The sequence below is a fragment of the Streptomyces sp. NPDC032126 genome (assembly GCF_055580085.1).
This window is the reverse complement of sequence record NZ_JBVIMA010000001.1, coordinates 806,833-824,019: the sequence shown is the minus strand read 5'-3', so window position 1 is coordinate 824,019 and position 17,187 is coordinate 806,833. Positions and strand designations below refer to the sequence as shown.

General features: G+C 72.1%; 10 protein-coding genes and 2 pseudogenes. 6 read left to right on the top strand and 6 right to left on the bottom strand.

The features are described from left to right. The first annotated feature begins 71 nt into the window (after positions 1-71). Positions 72-323, top strand: a complete 252-nt coding sequence (locus tag ACZ5NW_RS03450) for a hypothetical protein (RefSeq protein WP_468742016.1) — start codon at positions 72-74, stop codon at positions 321-323. A gap of 6 nt (positions 324-329) precedes the next feature. Here ACZ5NW_RS03450 and ACZ5NW_RS03445 read toward each other — a convergent pair whose 3' ends face one another. Continuing rightward, positions 330-1,034 (bottom strand): 4'-phosphopantetheinyl transferase family protein, encoded by a 705-nt coding sequence (locus ACZ5NW_RS03445; RefSeq protein ID WP_468742015.1) that lies wholly within the window; start codon positions 1,032-1,034, stop codon positions 330-332. Continuing rightward, positions 1,031-1,888, bottom strand: coding sequence for a metallophosphoesterase family protein (locus ACZ5NW_RS03440; RefSeq protein ID WP_468742014.1), 858 nt, complete (start codon positions 1,886-1,888; stop codon positions 1,031-1,033). Before ACZ5NW_RS03440 ends, ACZ5NW_RS03445 begins: the two co-directional genes overlap by 4 nt. Positions 1,889-2,365: 477 nt before the next feature. Between ACZ5NW_RS03440 and ACZ5NW_RS03435 the strand changes: the two genes are divergently transcribed. Together ACZ5NW_RS03435 and ACZ5NW_RS03430 are read left to right on the top strand one after the other, a co-directional pair. Further along, on the top strand, positions 2,366-3,514 hold the full coding sequence (locus ACZ5NW_RS03435; RefSeq protein ID WP_468742013.1) for an ATP-grasp domain-containing protein: 1,149 nt from the start codon (positions 2,366-2,368) through the stop codon (positions 3,512-3,514). 180 nt (positions 3,515-3,694) lie between these two features. After that, entirely contained in the window at positions 3,695-5,353 is a 1,659-nt protein-coding gene (locus tag ACZ5NW_RS03430) for a carbohydrate binding domain-containing protein (RefSeq protein ID WP_468742012.1), read from the top strand. A 294-nt stretch (positions 5,354-5,647) separates the two neighbouring features. Here the strand turns inward: ACZ5NW_RS03430 and ACZ5NW_RS03425 are convergent. The 4 genes and pseudogenes from ACZ5NW_RS03425 to ACZ5NW_RS03410 form a co-directional block, all read right to left on the bottom strand. Continuing rightward, positions 5,648-6,468: pseudogene (locus ACZ5NW_RS03425) on the bottom strand (alpha-L-fucosidase). Between the two features lie 3 nt (positions 6,469-6,471). Continuing rightward, positions 6,472-9,516: a glycoside hydrolase family 38 N-terminal domain-containing protein gene (locus tag ACZ5NW_RS03420; RefSeq protein ID WP_468742011.1), complete on the bottom strand. Its 3,045-nt coding sequence runs from the start codon at positions 9,514-9,516 to the stop codon at positions 6,472-6,474. 33 nt (positions 9,517-9,549) lie between these two features. Further along, positions 9,550-10,887, bottom strand: a complete 1,338-nt coding sequence (locus ACZ5NW_RS03415; protein WP_468742010.1) for a 6-phospho-beta-glucosidase — start codon at positions 10,885-10,887, stop codon at positions 9,550-9,552. After that, positions 10,884-11,657: a DeoR/GlpR family DNA-binding transcription regulator gene (locus tag ACZ5NW_RS03410; RefSeq protein WP_468742009.1), complete on the bottom strand. Its 774-nt coding sequence runs from the start codon at positions 11,655-11,657 to the stop codon at positions 10,884-10,886. The genes ACZ5NW_RS03415 and ACZ5NW_RS03410 overlap by 4 nt, the downstream gene beginning before the upstream one ends. Positions 11,658-11,881: 224 nt before the next feature. Here ACZ5NW_RS03410 and ACZ5NW_RS03405 point away from each other — a divergent pair. The 3 genes and pseudogenes from ACZ5NW_RS03405 to ACZ5NW_RS03395 all read left to right on the top strand — a co-directional run. After that, positions 11,882-13,592: pseudogene (locus ACZ5NW_RS03405) on the top strand (beta-galactosidase small subunit-related protein); the annotation flags it as partial. Positions 13,593-13,625: 33 nt separating this feature from the next. Next, entirely contained in the window at positions 13,626-15,491 is a 1,866-nt protein-coding gene (locus ACZ5NW_RS03400; RefSeq protein WP_468742008.1) for a LamG-like jellyroll fold domain-containing protein, read from the top strand. 11 nt (positions 15,492-15,502) lie between these two features. Continuing rightward, positions 15,503-17,185, top strand: coding sequence for a histidinol-phosphatase (locus ACZ5NW_RS03395; protein WP_468742007.1), 1,683 nt, complete (start codon positions 15,503-15,505; stop codon positions 17,183-17,185). The last annotated feature ends 2 nt before the right edge of the window (positions 17,186-17,187 follow it).

Here is a 17,187-nt window from a genome sequence, read left to right as displayed (position 1 = left end):
GTGCGCCGCCGCACGGGGGCGTACGCGCCCGCCGGGCGCGTGGCAGCCGACGACACGGGGAGAGCCGACCGATGCCCACCACCGCCGTACTGACCGACCGGGAGCGCACCGCCGTCCAGGCGTATCTGCGGCTGCTGCACACCGTGCGGGCCGCCTTCGACGCCCCCCGCACCGATGTCTCCGGCCCGCCGCACCATCGGCTGCCCGTGGTGATCCCGCCGTCGGTGCTGGCGGAGGCGGACCAGGCCCTGGCGGCCGCGGGCCTGACGGGGCACGAGGAGGACTTCTTCCGGCTGTTGAGGACCTGGTGCCCCGACGTGTGAGCGGTCTCAAACGAACGGCACCGTGATCGCCGTGGCGACCAGGCCCCGCTGGACGGTCCAGCGGCCGTCGAAGTGGGTGACGCGACGGCCGTCGACCACCGGTCCGGGGACGAGGAGGCGGGCGCGCAGGGTGCCGTGCGCCAAGGCGCCGGAGGCTGCGGCGCCGGGCGCCGGCACCAGGTCGATGTCGGCCTCGGAGAAGTCCAGCCACTTGCGGGTCAGGGGGAACCACGCCTTGTAGACCGACTCCTTGGCGCTGAAGAGCAGGCGGTCGCCGTGCAGCTCGGGGCGGTCGGCGGCCAGCCGGCGCAGCCGCTCGCGCTCGGCGGGCAGCGCGACCGCGTCCAGCACACCGTCGGGGAGGCGGTCGTGGGGTTCGGCGTCGATACCGAGGGAGGCCAGGTCGGTGGCACGGACCAGGGCGGCGGCGCAGTAGCCCTCGCAGTGGGTCATGCTGCCGACCAGGCCGTCCGGCCAGGTCGGCGCGCCGCGCTCACCGGACAGCACGGGCTGCGGGGGCACGCCGAGCTTCTCCATGGCGCGCCGGGCGCAGGAGCGTACGGCGGCGAACTCGCGGCGCCGCTTGGCGACCGCGCGCGCCACCAGCACGGCCTCCTCCGGGTACAGCGCGTCCTCGGTGTCCGCGGCGGCGATCTCGGCACGGTACGCCTCGACGGAGACCACCTGCTCCGGCAGCAGCTCCTCGATCACGCGGTCTCTCCCTCCACGGGAAGGACGGGGCGCAGCCGGCCGGGCGGCCCGGGGCGCTTGCTCCACTCGCGCGGATAGCCCACCGACACCTCCTCGAAGCGCACGCCCTCGTGCCAGGTGGTGCGCGGGATGTGCAGATGGCCGTAGACCATGGCGGCGACCCGGAAGCGGCGGTGCCAGTCCGCCGTGAGGCGGGTGCCGCACCACATGGCGAACTCGGGGTACCACAGCACGTCCGTGGGGTGCCGGTCGAGGGGGTAGTGGTTGACCAGGACCGTGGGCAGGCCGGCGGGCAGCTCGGCGAGCCGGCGCTCGGTCGCCGCGACGCGGGCCCGGCACCAGTCCTCGCGGGTCGGGTAGGGATCCGGGTGGAGCAGGTACTCGTCGTTGCAGACGACCCCGGTGCCGCGGGCGTACGCCAGGCCCTCCGCCTTGGTCGTGCAGCCGGACGGCAGGAACGTGTAGTCGTACAGCAGGAACAGCGGCGCCACGACGGCCGGGCCGCCGGGGCCCTCCCACACGGGGTACGGGTCCTCGGGCGTGACGACGCCCAGGTCGCGGCAGACCTCGACGAGATGCTCGTAGCGCTCCACGCCGCGCAGGGTGACCGCGTCCTTGGGGTGGGTCCACAGCTCGTGGTTGCCGGGGGCCCACAGGACCTTGCGGAAACGGCTCGCGAGCGTCTTGAGCGCCCAGCGGACGTCCTCGACGGTCTCGGCGACGTCGCCGGCCACGATCAGCCAGTCGTGCTCCGACTCGGGCCGCATCTCCTCCACGAGGGCGCGGTTCTCCGCGTAGCTGATGTGCAGATCGCTGATGGCCAGCAGCCGCCCCGCCGCGCTCTGTGTCGCCATCGCCCCGATTCCCCCCGCCGCCGACCACACGCGCCCCTCACGCGCACACGAATGCCACCACGACAACACATCCCCGGCCCGGGGACAAGGCGGCCCCGGCCTCCGGCGGCTCGCGAGGGGGGGCGGTCGGCGGCGCTCGGCGGGGGCGTGGCGGCTCGCGGTGGGGGCGTGTGGTTCGGGGTTCGCTCGTCGCCCGTGCCTCAGCGCACCGGAAGCACACCACTGGGCGCACGGGGAGCGCGTCGGGGTCCGCCGGGCCCTCTCCGCCCCACTCTGGCGCACCAGGTTCCCCGTCGCGGCAGGATCGGAAAATCCGTAACACGCGCGTTGCACGCGAGGCCCTTCGCAGGCCGTATGATCGCCCCAACACCACCGCCATGAACTTGCTTTCACGCAGGGCGGTTTGGTGTCCCTCCAATCCCCCTGCCCGGGCCGGGCCCGCTTCGCCCTGCCCGCGAACCATGAAAGGCGGCCTGCATGGTCTCTCGCGTACGCGTCTGGCTCAACCGCACGTACGCGGAGAACGTGTTCTTCATGGATCAGCTGCGGCGAAATCCGAGCGATCGCGCGGTCGAGATCCACGCGACCCATGGTGACGCCGACTCCCCCGTGCTGGCCGCCGCCGACACCGCCGACCTGGAGCCGGAGGGCCTGTCCCCCGCCGCCTACGTCGAATTCGCCCTCGACCAGTGCCGGCGTCGCGGCATCGACGTGTTCGTGCCCCGGCTGCACCAGTCGGCGGTCGTCGCGCACCGCGCCGACTTCGAGGCGGCCGGCACGGCCCTGCTTGCGCCGCCGCCGGAGGCCGTGGCCGTCTTCGAGGACAAGGTGATCGCCTACGAGGCCGTCCAGGCGATCGGCGTGCCCGTGCCGCCGTGGTGGCGGGTGCGCGACGCCGACGAACTCGTCGCCGCGGTCGAGGAGTTGGAGGCGGCCGGACACAGGGCGTGCTTCAAGCCGGCGTCCGGCGCGGGTGGCGTGGGCTTCCGCGTCGTCACCCGCGCCCCGTTCTCCCTCATGCACCTCAACGGCTTCCCCAGCTCCTATGTGCAGCTGGACCTGGTCGTGGCCGCGCTGCGCGAGGCCGACGAGCCGGTGGACCTGCTGGTCATGCCGCGCCTGGAGCAGCCGGAGGTGTCAGTGGACTGCCTGACCGGCCCCGACAACCGCGTGCGGATGGCCATCGGCCGCACCAAGAACGGGCGGCGGCGCGGCTTCACGCTGCACGAGCAGTGGCTGGAGCCGGCCCGCCGGATCGCCGAGGGCTTCGGGCTGCACTACCTGTCCAACATCCAGTTCCGGATGTTCGGCGAGCAGCCGGTCCTGATGGACGTCAACACCCGCCCGGCCGGCGGGCTGCACCAGCTGTCCCTGTGCGGTGTCAACGCCCCTTGGGCGGCCGTGCAGTTGGCGCTCGGTGAGGACCCGGGCGAGATCGAGCCGCCGTTCCTGGGCCAGGACTACACGGTGGTGTCGGGGCCGCGCCCGCTGCGCCCGGTGACGCTGCCGCCGCAGCGGATCGAGGAGCCCGAGACCCTGCTGCCGGTGGTGCCCGCACCCGCGCCGGAGCCGGTCGACACCGTCCCGTCCGTCACCACGGACACGGCCGCCGCCGCACCGGCGTAGGGCCTACGACCTCACTCCACACTCCAACCGGTCTGGACCAATCTCGGTGCATCCCCTTGACACCGGGATTGGTCCATACCATTTTGGTGGGCGCACCACCGCACATCCGTGCACTCCCGAACACCCCCATCCCTTCAGGGAGATCGTGTGCACCCCACCACCACACCCCACAGACGCCCCGTGCGTCGTCTCCTCGCCCTGCTCGGGACCGCCGCCCTCGCGGTCGGCGGGGCCATCGCCCTGCCGGGCACCGCCCAGGCGGCCAACATCCTCGGCAACGCCGGCTTCGAGTCCGGCGCGCTCTCCCCCTGGTCGTGCACCGGCAACCTCGGCTCGATCGTCTCCTCCCCCGTGCACGGCGGCTCCAAGGCCCTCGCCGGAGCGGCCAGTTCGAGCGACAACGCCCAGTGCAGCCAGACCGTCGCGGTCCAGCCCAATACGACGTACAGCCTCAGCGGCTGGGTACGCGGCAGCTACGTCTACCTCGGCGTGGACGGCGGCGCCTCCACCTGGACGACGTCGCCGTCGGCGTACAGCAAGCTGTCGGTGTCCTTCACCACCGGCGCCTCGCAGACCAGCGCGACGATCTATCTCCACGGCTGGTACGCCCAAGGCACCTACTACGCCGACGACATCAGCCTCGACGGCCCCGGCGGCGGTGGCTCCGACACCCAGGCCCCGACCGCGCCGACCGGCCTGACCTCCACCGGCAGGACGTCCTCCAGTGTCTCCCTGTCGTGGAACGCCTCGACGGACAACGTCGGAGTGACGGGGTACGACATCTACCGCGGGTCGAGCCAGGTGCTGAGCGTCTCCGGAACCAGTGGCACCGTCAGCGGGCTGTCCCCCAGCACGAGTTACACCTTCACCGTCAAGGCACGCGACGCCGCCGGGAACACCTCCGCGGCCTCCAACGCCGTGACCGTCACGACCGAGGCGGGCACCGGCGGCGGCACCGGCTTCAAACAGGCCGCGCCGTACCTCTACGAGGGGTGGGGCGACCCGCCGAGCCCGAGCACGGTGATGAGCTCGACCGGCGTCAAGTGGTTCACCATGGCGTTCGTGCTGGACGGCGGCGGCTGCAACCCGATGTGGGACAGCAACCGGCCGCTCACCGGCGGGGCCGACCAGACCGCCATCAACCAGATCCGCGCCGCCGGCGGTGACATCGTCCCGTCGTTCGGCGGCTGGCAGGGCAGCAAGCTCGGCGCCAACTGCTCCTCGGCGAGCGCGCTCGCGGGCGCCCTCCAGAAGGTGATCGACGCCTACGGCCTGAAGGCCGTCGACATGGACATCGAGAACACGGACGAGTTCGAGAACGAGGCCGTGCAGGCGAGGATCCTCACCGCGCTGAAGACGGTCAAGGCCAACAACCCCGGCCTGCGGACCATCGTCACCTTCGGCACCTCGACCACCGGGCCGACGTACTACGGCAACCGCCTCATCGAGCAGGCCAAGTCGCTGGGCGCCGACATCGACGTCTTCACCATCATGCCGTTCGACTTCGGCGGCGGCTCCGACATGTACGGCAACACCGTGAACGCGGCGGAGGGGCTGAAGACCAAGCTGAAGTCCACCTTCGGGTGGGACGACGCGACGGCCTACGCCCACATCGGGATCTCCGGCATGAACGGCCTGTCCGACCAGCAGGAGAACACCACCCCGGCGATCTGGACCCAGATCCGCGACTGGTCCAACAGCCACCACATCGCCCGGCTCGCCTTCTGGTCGGTCAACCGCGACCGGCCCTGCCCGGGTGGCGGCGTGGTCAGCAACTGCTCCGGCATCAGCCAGAACAACTGGCAGTTCACGTCCATCACGGCCGGCTTCACCGGCTGACCCCGACCGCACACCGCCCCGCACTCCCTTCCCCTCCCCTCCCCCCGGCTTCACGGCCGGGGGGATTTTTCTTCGCGAAGGGGTGTATCAGGAGGCCGGCCCGTTGCTCATAAGAGTGGAAGACACCCCGGGAGACAACGGGGGACAACGGGGGACACAGCACGACCGGGGCCGATGGGGGTCGGCCACGGGGGACACAGGGGGAAGCACCGGGGCCCGCGGGGGTCGACGGGGGATCGGGGTGGTCGGCCGCTGTCACGGGGAGCGGCCGACCACCCCGAAGAACGCTCCGGCTCAGAATCTGCCCGAACCGCGGTACAGCTCCAGCTCGCCGTCCCACAGTCCGCGTACGTTGATCTCGGCGCGCGAGGCGTCGAAGAGGATCAGGTACAGCGTGCGGCGGTCCGGGGAGAGGGTGCTCGGGCCGTAGTGGTGGCCGGCCGGCAGACCGCGCACCGTGCGTACACGGCCTCGGCGTGCCGGGCGATCCAGTCGCCGAGTCCCTCCAGCCGTTCGGCCTGCTCCGCCGGGATCGTGCCGTCCTCCCGCGGCCCCACGCTCAGCAGCAGATTGCCTCCCCCGCCGATCGTCTCGGCGAAGTAGCGGATGAGCTGGTCGACCGACTTGTGGTTGTGGTCGTGGTGCTGGTGCCCCCAGGAGTCGTTGATCGTCAGGCACAACTCCCAGGGACCCTCCGGCGGCACGACCGGGGCGCCCTGTTCCGGTGTCGCGTAGTCGCCCTCGCTGAGCATGCGGGCGTTGAGGACGACGTCCGGGACCTCGGAGCGGCCTCGCTCGCGCAGGGCGTCCGCGTAGCCGGCGAGCAGGTCGCGGCCCACGTTCAGGTCCCCGTACGCCGTGTCCCACAGGGCCACGCCGTCATGGTGCCGGCTGGTCAGCACGGCGTACTTGGCGCCCGCACGGGCGAACAGCGCGGCCCACTCGCGGGGGTTGTAACGGGACGCCGTGAAGCGGTCCAACTGGGACATGTACCGGTCGTACGGGACGATGTCGTCGTAGAACGACCAGGACTCCTGGACGCCGTCGACGGCGTAGATGCCCCAGTGGACGAAGATTCCCAACTTGGCGTCGGTGAACCAGGGTTGGATCGGCACCGGTCAGCTCCGCCGCAGGCGCAGGGTGAGGATCTGGAAGGGGCGCAGGGTGACGGACACGTCGTCGCCGTCGAAGTCCGCGTCTTCCAGCGGCCGTTCGAGCAGATCGGTGACCTGTGCGCCGGCGAGCGGGAAGCCCGTCGTCAGAACGCCCTGGGCGCGTCCGCCGCGCGACTCGTACAGGCGCACCACGACGTCGCCCGACCCGTCGTCGGCGAGCTTGACCGCCTCGACGGTCACGCCCTCGCCGGACACGGAGACGACCGGGTTCGGGGCGCCCGCCGCGTCCGCCACCCGCAGGGGCAGGTTGAGCGCGTAGCCCTCGGCGACGGCGTCCTCGATGCGGGCGCCGGGCAGCAGGGAGTAGGTGAAGCGGTGCCGGCCCTGGTCGGCCCCCGGGTCGGGGACGCGCGGCGCGCGCACCAGGCTGAGGCGGACCGTGGTGGTCGTACCCCCGTCCTCGCGGACCGTGCGGGTGACGTCGTGGCCGTACGTCGAGTCGTTGATGACGGCGACGCCGTAGCCGGGTTCGCCGATGTGCACCCAGCGGTGGCCGGAGACCTCGAAGCGGGCCGCCTCCCAGCTGGTGTTGGTGTGGGTGGGCCGCTGGACGTGGCCGAACTGGATCTCGGCGCTGGAGTGCGGCGCCCGGATGTCCACCGGGAAGCCGGCCTTGAGGAACTTCTCGGCCTCGTGCCAGTCGATGTCGGTCTCGAAGTCGACGCGGGGGCTGCCCGCGCGGACGGTGATGGTCTGGGTGATCGTCGAGCCCTTGCCGAAGGAGCGGGTGACGCGGATCGCGCCGAGCAGCGGGTCCTCGTCGACCACGGTGATCTCCGAGGCGTCCAGCAGGTCCGTGTAGCGGTTGCGGTAGTGCTTGTCGACGTCCCAGGCGTCCCAGCAGTTCGGGAGGTCGGTGTGCAGACGGAGCAGATTGCCCTGGCCGGCGAGGACTTCGCGCTGGGCCCGCAGATCGTATACGGACGACAGTGTGCCGTCGTCCGCCACCTGTACACGGACGATCCCGTTGTCGAGCGTGCGGCCCTCGACCCGTACGGGCGCGGGTGCCTGCTGGGCGGCGGCCACGGGGGCGCTGCCGTTCGCCGGCACCTCGACGTACACCGGTACGCCCGTGGCCGTGCGGATCACCTCGGCCCGGTCGAACGGGCTGGTGTTGAACACCCGCGTCCCGCCGGCCCCCAGCGCGGCCACCGCCTCGGCCGTCAGCGCCTCCAGCTCCCCGGCCACGCGCGCGTACTCCGCCTCCGCCTCGCGGTGCACCCAGGCGATCGACGAGCCCGGCAGGATGTCGTGGAACTGGTGCAGCAGGACCGTCTTCCACAGCCGGTCCAGCCGCTCGTACGGGTATGTGTAGCCCGGCGCGTGCAGGGCGGCGGTGGTCGCCCACAACTCGGCCTCGCGCAGCCGGTGTTCGCTGCGCCGGTTGCCCTGCTTGGTGCGGGCCTGGGAGGTGTACGTCGCCCGGTGCAGCTCCAGGTACAGCTCGCCGACCCACACCGGGGCGTCGGGGTACTCCTCGCGGGCCTTGGCGAAGAACGCGTCGGGGTGCTCGACCTCGACCCTCGGGGAGCCCTCCAGGTCCTTCAGCCGGCGCGCCCGCTCCATGATCTCGCGGGTGGGGCCGCCTCCGCCGTCGCCCCAGCCGAACGGGGCCAGGGAGCGCGTGGCGCCGCCCTTCTCGCCGTAGTTGCGCACCGCGCGCGCCATCTCCTCGCCGCTGAAGCGGGCGTTGTAGGTGTCGATGGGCGGGAAGTGGGTGAAGATGCGGGTGCCGTCGATGCCCTCCCACCAGAAGGTGTGGTGGGGGAACCGGTTGGTCTGGTTCCAGGAGATCTTCTGGGTGAGGAACCAGTCGTTGCCGGCGAGCTTCGCGAGCTGCGGGTAGGCGGCGGTGTAGCCGAAGGAGTCCGGCAGCCAGACGCCCTTGGTCTCGATGCCGAAGTGCTCGATGAAGAAACGCTTCCCGTGGACGAGTTGACGGGCGATGGCCTCGCCGCCGGGCAGATTGCCGTCGGCCTCCACCCACATGCCGCCGACCGGCGCCCACTGGCCCTTCTTCACGGATTCCTGGATGCGGGCCCACACCTGCGGGTAGTTGTCGCGCACCCACTCGTACTGCTGGGCCTGCGAGCAGGCGAAGACGAACTCCTCGTACTCCTCGGCCAGCGCGGTCACGTTGGAGAAGGTCCGGGAGGTCTTGCGCTTGGTCTCGCGGATCGGCCACAGCCAGGCGGAGTCGATGTGCGCGTGGCCGACGCCGGAGATCCGGTGGGCGCTGGCGTGCGCGGGCCGCGACAGGACGGGCCTGAGGGCCTCGCGCACGGCGGGCGCCGAGCCGGAGACGTCGTCCAGGTCGAGCAGGTCCATGGCGCGGTCGAGGGCGTGCATGATCTCGTGCCGGCGCGGGTCGTGCTCACCGAGCTGCACCATCAGCTCGCGCAGCACCTGGATGTCGAGGTCGAGGTGCCAGACCGGCTCGTCGAGGACGGCGAGCTCGGCGCGGCGGAATGTATACAGTGGACGGTCGCCCGCCGTCAGTACATCGCCGAGCGGCGTCGGTCCGGCGAAGCCGTTCGCCAGGATGTCGGGGTTGGACGCCGCCTCCACCAGATAGTCGATCTCCTCGCCGCCCACCGCCGGGTTGGCCACCGGCACGTACTGGTTGAGCGGGTTGACCGCCTTCAGCGGGGTGCCGTCGGTCCGGTGGACCAGGGCCTCGGCCTGGTTGCCGGGCCAGTCGCCGGTGAAGCCGAGGTCGATCACCGACTCCACACGCCGGCCCGCCCACGCGGCGGGGACCGTCCCGCGCATCCGGAACCAGGTGGTGCCCCACGGCGGACCCCAGGGGGTGCCCATCGCGAACGGCTCGTACGCGGCGGCCGCCGCCTCCTCGAAGGTCACCGGCTCGCCCGGGGCCTGCCAGGCGGTCACCTCGAAGGGGACGCCGGCCGCGTAGATCGCGGGCCTGATGCGCTGGGTGTGGAGGCGCTCGACGCGCTCCTCGATCCGGGTGCGTTCGTCGTGCATGAGGTCTCCAGAGGCCAAGAAGAGGGAAAGCGCTTACTCAAGGTACGCCAGACCCGGATGGACGGCCGTGTACCCCTCGACCAGCCGCCGGGCGACATTCACCGAGTCCACCAGCGGGTGCAGCGCGAACGCCTTCACCGCCGTCGCCCGGGAGCCGGACCCGGCGGCCGCGAGCACCTCGCGCTCGACCGCCTTGACCGCGCAGACCAGGCCGGTGGCGTGGCCGGGCAGCGGGTCCACGGCGACCGGGTGGGCGCCGTTGGCGTCGACCAGGCAGGGCACCTCGATGACCGCGTCCCCGTCGAGCACGGACAGGGTGGTGCGGTTGCGCACATTGAGGATCAGGGTGGTGCGCTCGTCCCGGGCGATGGCCCGCATCAGGGCGAGGGCGACCTTCTCGTACCCGCCGGACAGGTCGTCGGCGTCGCGCTCACCCGCGCCCGCCGTCTCCCGGTTCTCGGACATGTAGGTGGCCTCGCGCTCGGCGCGAGTGCGGTCCCAGGCGGCGAGGGCCGCCGCGTCGGGCCGCCGCATCTCCTCGTAGAAGCGCGCCTGCTGGTCGGCGAGGAAGGCGCCGCGGGTCTTCTCGGCCTCCTGGTAGGCGCGGACGGCCTCGCGGTTGAAGTAGTAGTAGTGCAGGTATTCGTTGGGGATCGCGCCGAGGGACCGGAGCCAGTCGACGCCGAACAGCTTGCCCTCCTCGAAGGAGCCGAGCAGTTCGGGGTCGGCGAGCAGACGGGGCAGTTCGTCGCGGCCGGCGACGCGCAGGCCGCGCACCCAGCCCAGGTGGTTGAGGCCGACGTAGTCGATCCACGCCTCCTTCGGGTCCGCGCCGAGCACCCGGGCGATACGGCGGCCGAGGCCGACCGGCGAGTCGCAGATGCCGATGACGCGGTCGCCGAGGTGGCGGGACATGGCCTCGGTGACGAGGCCGGCGGGGTTGGTGAAGTTGATGACCCAGGCGTCGGGGGCGAGGCGGGCCACCCGCCGGGCGATGTCCACGGCCACCGGGACCGTGCGCAGGCCGTAGGCGATGCCGCCGGCGCCGACCGTCTCCTGGCCGAGGACGCCCTCCGCCAGGGCGACCCGCTCGTCGTCCGCCCGGCCCCGCAGTCCTCCGACGCGGATCGCGGAGAAGACGAAGTCGGCGCCGCGCAGCGCCTCGTCGAGGTCGGTCGTCGCGGTCACCCGGGGGGCGTCGTCGACCGCCGACGCCTGTTCGGCCAGTACACGGGCGACCGCATACAGTCGACTGTCGTCCAGATCATGCAGAACGACCTCGGTCACCCGCCCCTCGCCGCGGTCCGCCAGCAGCGCCCCGTACACGAGCGGCACCCGGAATCCGCCGCCGCCCAGAATCGTCAGTCTCACGCCCGCACCTTTCCCGGTCCGCCCGCCACGATCACCTCGACGTCGGCCTCCTGGAGGGAGGACCGGGTCGCCGTGTCCGGGGGCGCGTCCGTCACCACCACGTCCAGGTCCTCGGGACCGCAGACCTTCGCCATGCCCGTGCCCGGGAACTTCGCCGCGTCCGCGAGGAGCACGACCCGGTCGCTCGCCTTGATCATGGCGCGCTTGACCGGCACCTCGACGACCGTCGTGTCCATCACCTGCCCGCCCGGGCGCACTCCACTGGTGCCGAGGAAGAGCCAGTCGGCGTGCAGCTGGCGCAGATTGTCCTCGGTGAGGAAGCCGACCAGGGAGCGGTACTCGCGGCGGACCATGCCGCCCAGCAGCACGAGCTCGATGTCCTCGTCGTCGGCGAGCTCCTCGTAGACCACCAGGTTGCTGGTGATCACGGTGAGCCGGCGGCCGTGCAGCCGGCGGGCCAGGCGGTAGGCGGTGGTGCCGATGTCCAGCAGCACCGACTGGCCGTCCTCGATCATCGACGCCGCCCGTTCGGCTATGGCGTCCTTCTCGGCCACCCGCACCTCGGCGACCTCCGCGAAGGGCTGGTCGCCCTCGTCCGCGACGGCACCGCCGTGCACCCGGGTGAGCAGGCCGTCCTCCTCCAGTTTGACCAGGTCGCGCCGGATGGTCGCGGGGCTCACGCCGAGCTGCTCGGAGAGGTCGGTCACGGCCGCGGGCCCGCCAGAGCGCAGGGCCCGCAGGATGAGTTGGTGTCGTCGTTCTGCCAGCACACGATGAACACTACTCGTCATCTTCAATCAGATCCATGCTCACTTCTGCTCGGATGTTGACCAATCTCGCAGAGGGGCGCACGATTCCGGTCACTGAAATAAAAGGTTTTGACGAGAGGACGCCTCCGTGGACGATGACCGGCCCGATGTCCTGCTGGCCGGGCTGCTCTTCTACGACCTGGTCCTCACGGGCCTGGGCCGGCCGCCCACACCGGGCGAGGAGAGAGGCGGACATCGAGTCCCACGACCACGCCCATGAGATCGCCGACGACCCGCGCTATCTGAACGCCTTCGTCGACCGGGTGGCGCGCTTGGTGCTGCGCGACAAGAACCACCCCTCGGTGATCGTCTGGTCGCTGGGCAACGAGTCCGACTACGGCGCCCAAGCGCGGCTGGGCCGATCCGACGGTGGGCTCCGACATCGCGTGTCCGATGTACGCGCCGCTGGAGGACTGTGTGACGCACGCGCTGTCCGGCGAGCAGACCAAGCCGCTCATCCAGTGCGAGTACTCCCACGCCATGGGCAACAGCAACGGCACGCCGGCCGACCACTGGGCCGCCATCGAGTCAACGCCGGGCCTTCAGGGCAGGTTCATCCGGGAGTTCTGGGACCACGGAATTCTCCAGCGCGTGAGCGATGGAAGACCGGTCGGGCGCGCGGGCGCCGGACTGTATGACAACGGTGTCGCCGCGCCCGGCCACCGCTGGGCGTACGGCGGCGACTTCGGCGAGCGCGATCACGACGGCCCGTTCATCGCGGACGGCGTCGTCTTCCCCGACCGCACTCCGAAGCCGGTGATGTACGAGCACCGCGAGATCGCGGCGCCGGTGCGGATCCGGCTGTACCGGCACGAGGGCGTGGTCGTCTCCAACCACCAGCACGTCCGGGACCTGACGTGGCTGGCCGGCGAGTGGGAGCTGACGCTCGCCGACGGCGGCACGCTGACCGCGCCCGCCGAACTGCCCTCTCTGCTCCCCGGCGAGACCCGCGTGGTGCCGCTGCCGTTCGACGTGCCCGCCGACGGCGGCGAGGCGTGGCTGACCCTGCGCGTGACGACCGCCGAGGACCTGCCGTGGGCCCCGCGGGGCACGGACGTCTGCGCACCCCAGCTCCTGCTGCGGGCGGCACAGCCTCCGGCCGCCCCGGTCGCGGCCGCCCCGGTCGCCACCGGTCGGATCGAGGTGGACGCCGACGGGCTGCTCGTCCATCCGCTGCTGACCGCCGCCCCCACGCTGTCGCTGTGGCGGGCGCCCACCGACAACGACGAGCTGGGCGGGATCGCGCCGCGCCGGCGTGCCTGGGGCCTCGACGGCCTCGTGCGCACACCGCTGTCGGTGGAGCGCGACGGCGAACGCGTCACCGTCGTCGCCGAGTACGCGGGCACCGCCGGAGTGGTCCGGCACCGCCAGGTGTTCACGCCGGTCGAGGGGGGGATCCACGTCGACGAACGGGCCGATGTACCGGCCCGGTTCGACGACGTGGCCCGGGTCGGCTCGGTCTTCGAGACCGTACCGGGCCTGGACCTGCTGGAGTGGTTCGGACAGGGCCCGTGGGAGTCGTACCCCGACCGCGCCGCGGGAGCGCCGGTCGGCCATCGCTCCGTGCCCGTGGACCGGCTGTTCACCCCGTATCTGCGTCCCCAGGAGAGCGGCGGCCGGCACGGCGTACGGCGGTTCACGCTGTCCGCGCCGGACGCCACCGGGCTCTCCGTCACCCTCGACGAGCCGCGCCAGGTGTCCGTCACGCGCTACCGCGCCGAGGACCTGACCCCCGTGGCCCACCACGACGAACTGGTGCCGCGCGCCGGATGCGTGGTGCACCTCGACGCCGCGCACCGGGGCCTGGGCGCGGCCTCGTGCGGCCCCGACACCTTCCCCTCCTATCGCGTCGCACCGGGCCCGCACCGCTGGAGCTGGACCCTGCGCGTCCTGTGAACTCCCCCGTACCTCCCCCTTCACGGAGCGACCGTGTGCACTTCGTCCCACCACGCCCTGCCCTCGCACGCCCAGTCCGATCCCACCCCTGGTGAGGCGCCCCGGGCGGGCGCAGGGCGGCGCGGCTTCCTGCGGGCGAGCGCGCTGCTCGGTGCCGCCGCCACCGCCACGGTCGCGCTGCCGGCCGCCGCCGAGGCGGCACCGGCGACGGCACCGGCCGCCTGGCGCCCGGACCCCGACAGCCGCCGCTTCACGCTCGCCGTGATGCCCGACACCCAGTACCTCTTCGACGGGCCCAGCATCGACAAGGCGCCGGTCGAGGCGTCGCTGCGCTATCTGCTGGAGCACGGCCGGGACGAGAACATCGTGTTCCTCTCGCACCTCGGCGACCTCACCCAGAACGGCAGCCGGGCCGAGATGGCCGCGATCGGCGAGGCGTTCCGCATCCTGGACCGGCGCGGGGTGGGCTACAGCGTCCTGGCCGGCAACCACGACGTCAGATCGTCGACGGACGACCAGCGCGGGCCGACCCCGTACACGGACGTCTTCGGGCCCCGGCGCTTCCAGGGCCGCAAGACCTTCGGCGGTGCCTCCCCCGACGGCTACAACACCTTCCATCTCTTCCGGGCCGCCGGACGCGAGTGGATGGTGCTGGCGCTGGACTGGCGGCTGTCGGCGCAGGGCTACGCCTGGGCGAGGGACGTCCTGGCCCGGCATCCGAGGACGCCCGTCGTCCTCACCACGCATGAACTCGTCGTCGCGGACGACACCCTCTCGGCCTACGGTCAGCAGCTGTGGGACCGGCTCGTCGAGGACCACGACCAGATCTTCCTCACGCTCAACGGGCACTACTGGCCGGCCGGACGGGCGACGCGCAAGAACGCGGCGGGACATGACGTCCACCTGCATCTGACGAACTATCAGAACCGGTACTTCGGCGGCGCCGCCATGATCCGCCTCTACCGGTTCGACCTCGACCGGAACGTCATCGACGTCGAGACGGTCTCGCCGTGGATCCTCGGCCGGGCGGCCAAGGGACTGAACGAGCTGGAGCGGCGGGAGATCGAACTCAGCGGTGACGCCGACCGGTTCACCGTCGACATCGACTTCGCCGACCGGTTCGCCGGCTTCGACCCGGTGCCCGCGCGTCCGGCGCGGCCCGCCGCGCGGATGCTGGTCCCGGGCACGGTGGCGTACTGGCGCTTCGAGGCGCCGGTGGACGGCACCGTGCGCGACCTGTCGGGGCGTGGCAACGACCTCGCGCTCGTCAGCGTGGGCGGCGGCACGCTCGGCTGGTCCGGCGACCACCACCCCGACCAGCCCGCCCACGGCAGCCTGGAGTTCCAGGGCTTCAAGTCCCCGCTGCGGGGCGCCTATCTGCGCACGGTCGACGGCGCGCCCCTCAACACGGCGACGTTCGAGCGCGGTTACACCATCGAGGCGTTCTACCGTCTGCCCGCCGACTGGGATCCGGCGCATCACGCCTGGTCGGGCCTGATCAGCCGGACGGGTACGGGCGGTGCGGCCGGAAAGACCGCCGACGACCCGGACGAGCCGCTGGCCACCCTCTCGCTGTCCAACGACCGTGAGCCGCAGTGGGCGATGCGCCCGCTCGACCAGGAGGGCATCGCCACCAACTGGGGCCAGGAGACTCCGCTGGAGACCTGGTGGCACCTCGCGGTCGTCAACGACGGCACGCACACCACGCTGTACGTCGAGGGCTGCCGGGTGGTGCGCAACCCGAAGGCGCCGGCCGTCGGCATCGCGTCCGTCGGACGGCCGTGGCTGCTGGGCGGCTACGAGTACGGCGGCACGATCGACCAGATCCTGCACGGACGCCTCGGCGACGTGCGCATCGTCGAACGGGCGCTGCCCGTCTCCTCCTTCATGAACCACTGACAGGGATCACCATGACCGACCAGCAGCTGCCCGACTGGGCCGACCCGTCCGTCCCGCCCGCCGCCCTCGACCCGCAGGGAGTGTCCCGCCGCGGACTGCTGCGCCGCGCGGGCCTGTTCGGCGCGGCCTTCGCACTGGGTTCGGCGGCAACGTCCGCCGCGGCCGCCCCCGCCGCCGCCTCGCCGACGCGCCACGGCGGTGAGGACCCCCGGCTTGCCTACCTCGTCGGCGACCACCACATCCACAGCGTCTACAGCCACGACGCCAAGTACACGTTCTCCCAACTGGCCGCCTCGGGCGGGCGGTACGGGCTCGACTGGATGGTGTTCACCGAGCACTCCAACGTCGGGCACGCCCGCTACGGGGCCCCGCTGGAGCACGACGAGATCCTCCGGACCCGCGCCGAGAACCCTCGCCGGCTGATCTTCCAGGGCCTGGAGTGGTACATCCCGGCCGCCGAGCACTGCACGGTGTTCGCCGCGCCCGGCCCGAACGAGGTCGACCTGCTCACCCGGTTCGAGAGCGCCTACGACGGCAAGCTGCTCGGCTACACCGACGGCGCCCCGGACAGCCCGAACACCGCCCGCAACGAGGCGCACGCCGTCAAGGCGATCCAGTGGCTGGCCGAGCAGCGCCGCACCGGCTACGTCGATGACGTCCTCGTCCTCGCCAACCACCCGATGCGGCTCGGCATCGACTCCCCGCACGAGCTGCGCGACTGGCGGGACGCGGCCCCCGAGATCATGATCGGCATGGAGGGCGCGCCGGGCGCCCAGGGCGCCGCGATCCCCGGCCGGCGCGGCGCGACGTCGATCCGCGGCGAGTACGAGAACAAGCCGTCCGCCAACTCCTTCGCGGGGTATCCGGCGGGCGCCTACCTCACGTACGGCGGCTTCGACTGGGCGACCGCGACGGTGGGCGGGCTGTGGGACTCGATGCTGGCGGAGGGCCGCCTGTTCTCGATCACCACCAACTCCGACGCCCACCGGATCGTCTTCGACACCTGGCGGAACGGCGACTGGCCGGCCGGGCAGACCTTCGACACCACCGGCAGACTGCCCGACCCGGTGAACACCGGCACCCCGCAGCCCGGCAGCGACTTCTGGCCCGGCCAGTTCAGCCGCACCCATGTCGGCGTCACCCGTTTCGGCTACCGCGCGGTGATGGCCGGTCTGCGCGCGGGCCGCGTCTGGCTCGACCACGGCCATCTGCTGGACGGCCTCGACGTGCGGCTGAAGCGCCACTGCGACCTCGGCCGGGGTGTCACGCTCGGCGGCCGGCTGCGCGTGCGCAAGGGTGAGCGGCTCACCCTGAGCGTCACCGTGACCAGCGCCTCCCGCCCCAACCCCCAGGGGATCCTGCCCCAGTTGGCGCATGTGGACGTCGTCCGGGGCGCGGTGCGCGGCCCGGTGGACGACCGCGACGGCTGGCGGGCGCCCGACACCCGGGTCGTCCACACGTCGGACGTGACGGGGCGGACGGGGACGTACACCCTGCGGATCCCGCTGACCGCCGGCGACGAGTCCTTCTACGTCCGGCTGCGCGGCAGTGACGGCAACCGGCACGGCGCTGGCTTCCTCGGCGCCGCGGTCGACCCGCACGGCCCGATCCCGCACGCGCCCGGTGACGGCGACCCGTGGACCGACACGTGGTTCTACTCCAACCCCGTGTTCGTGGACGTCACCGGAGCCTGACC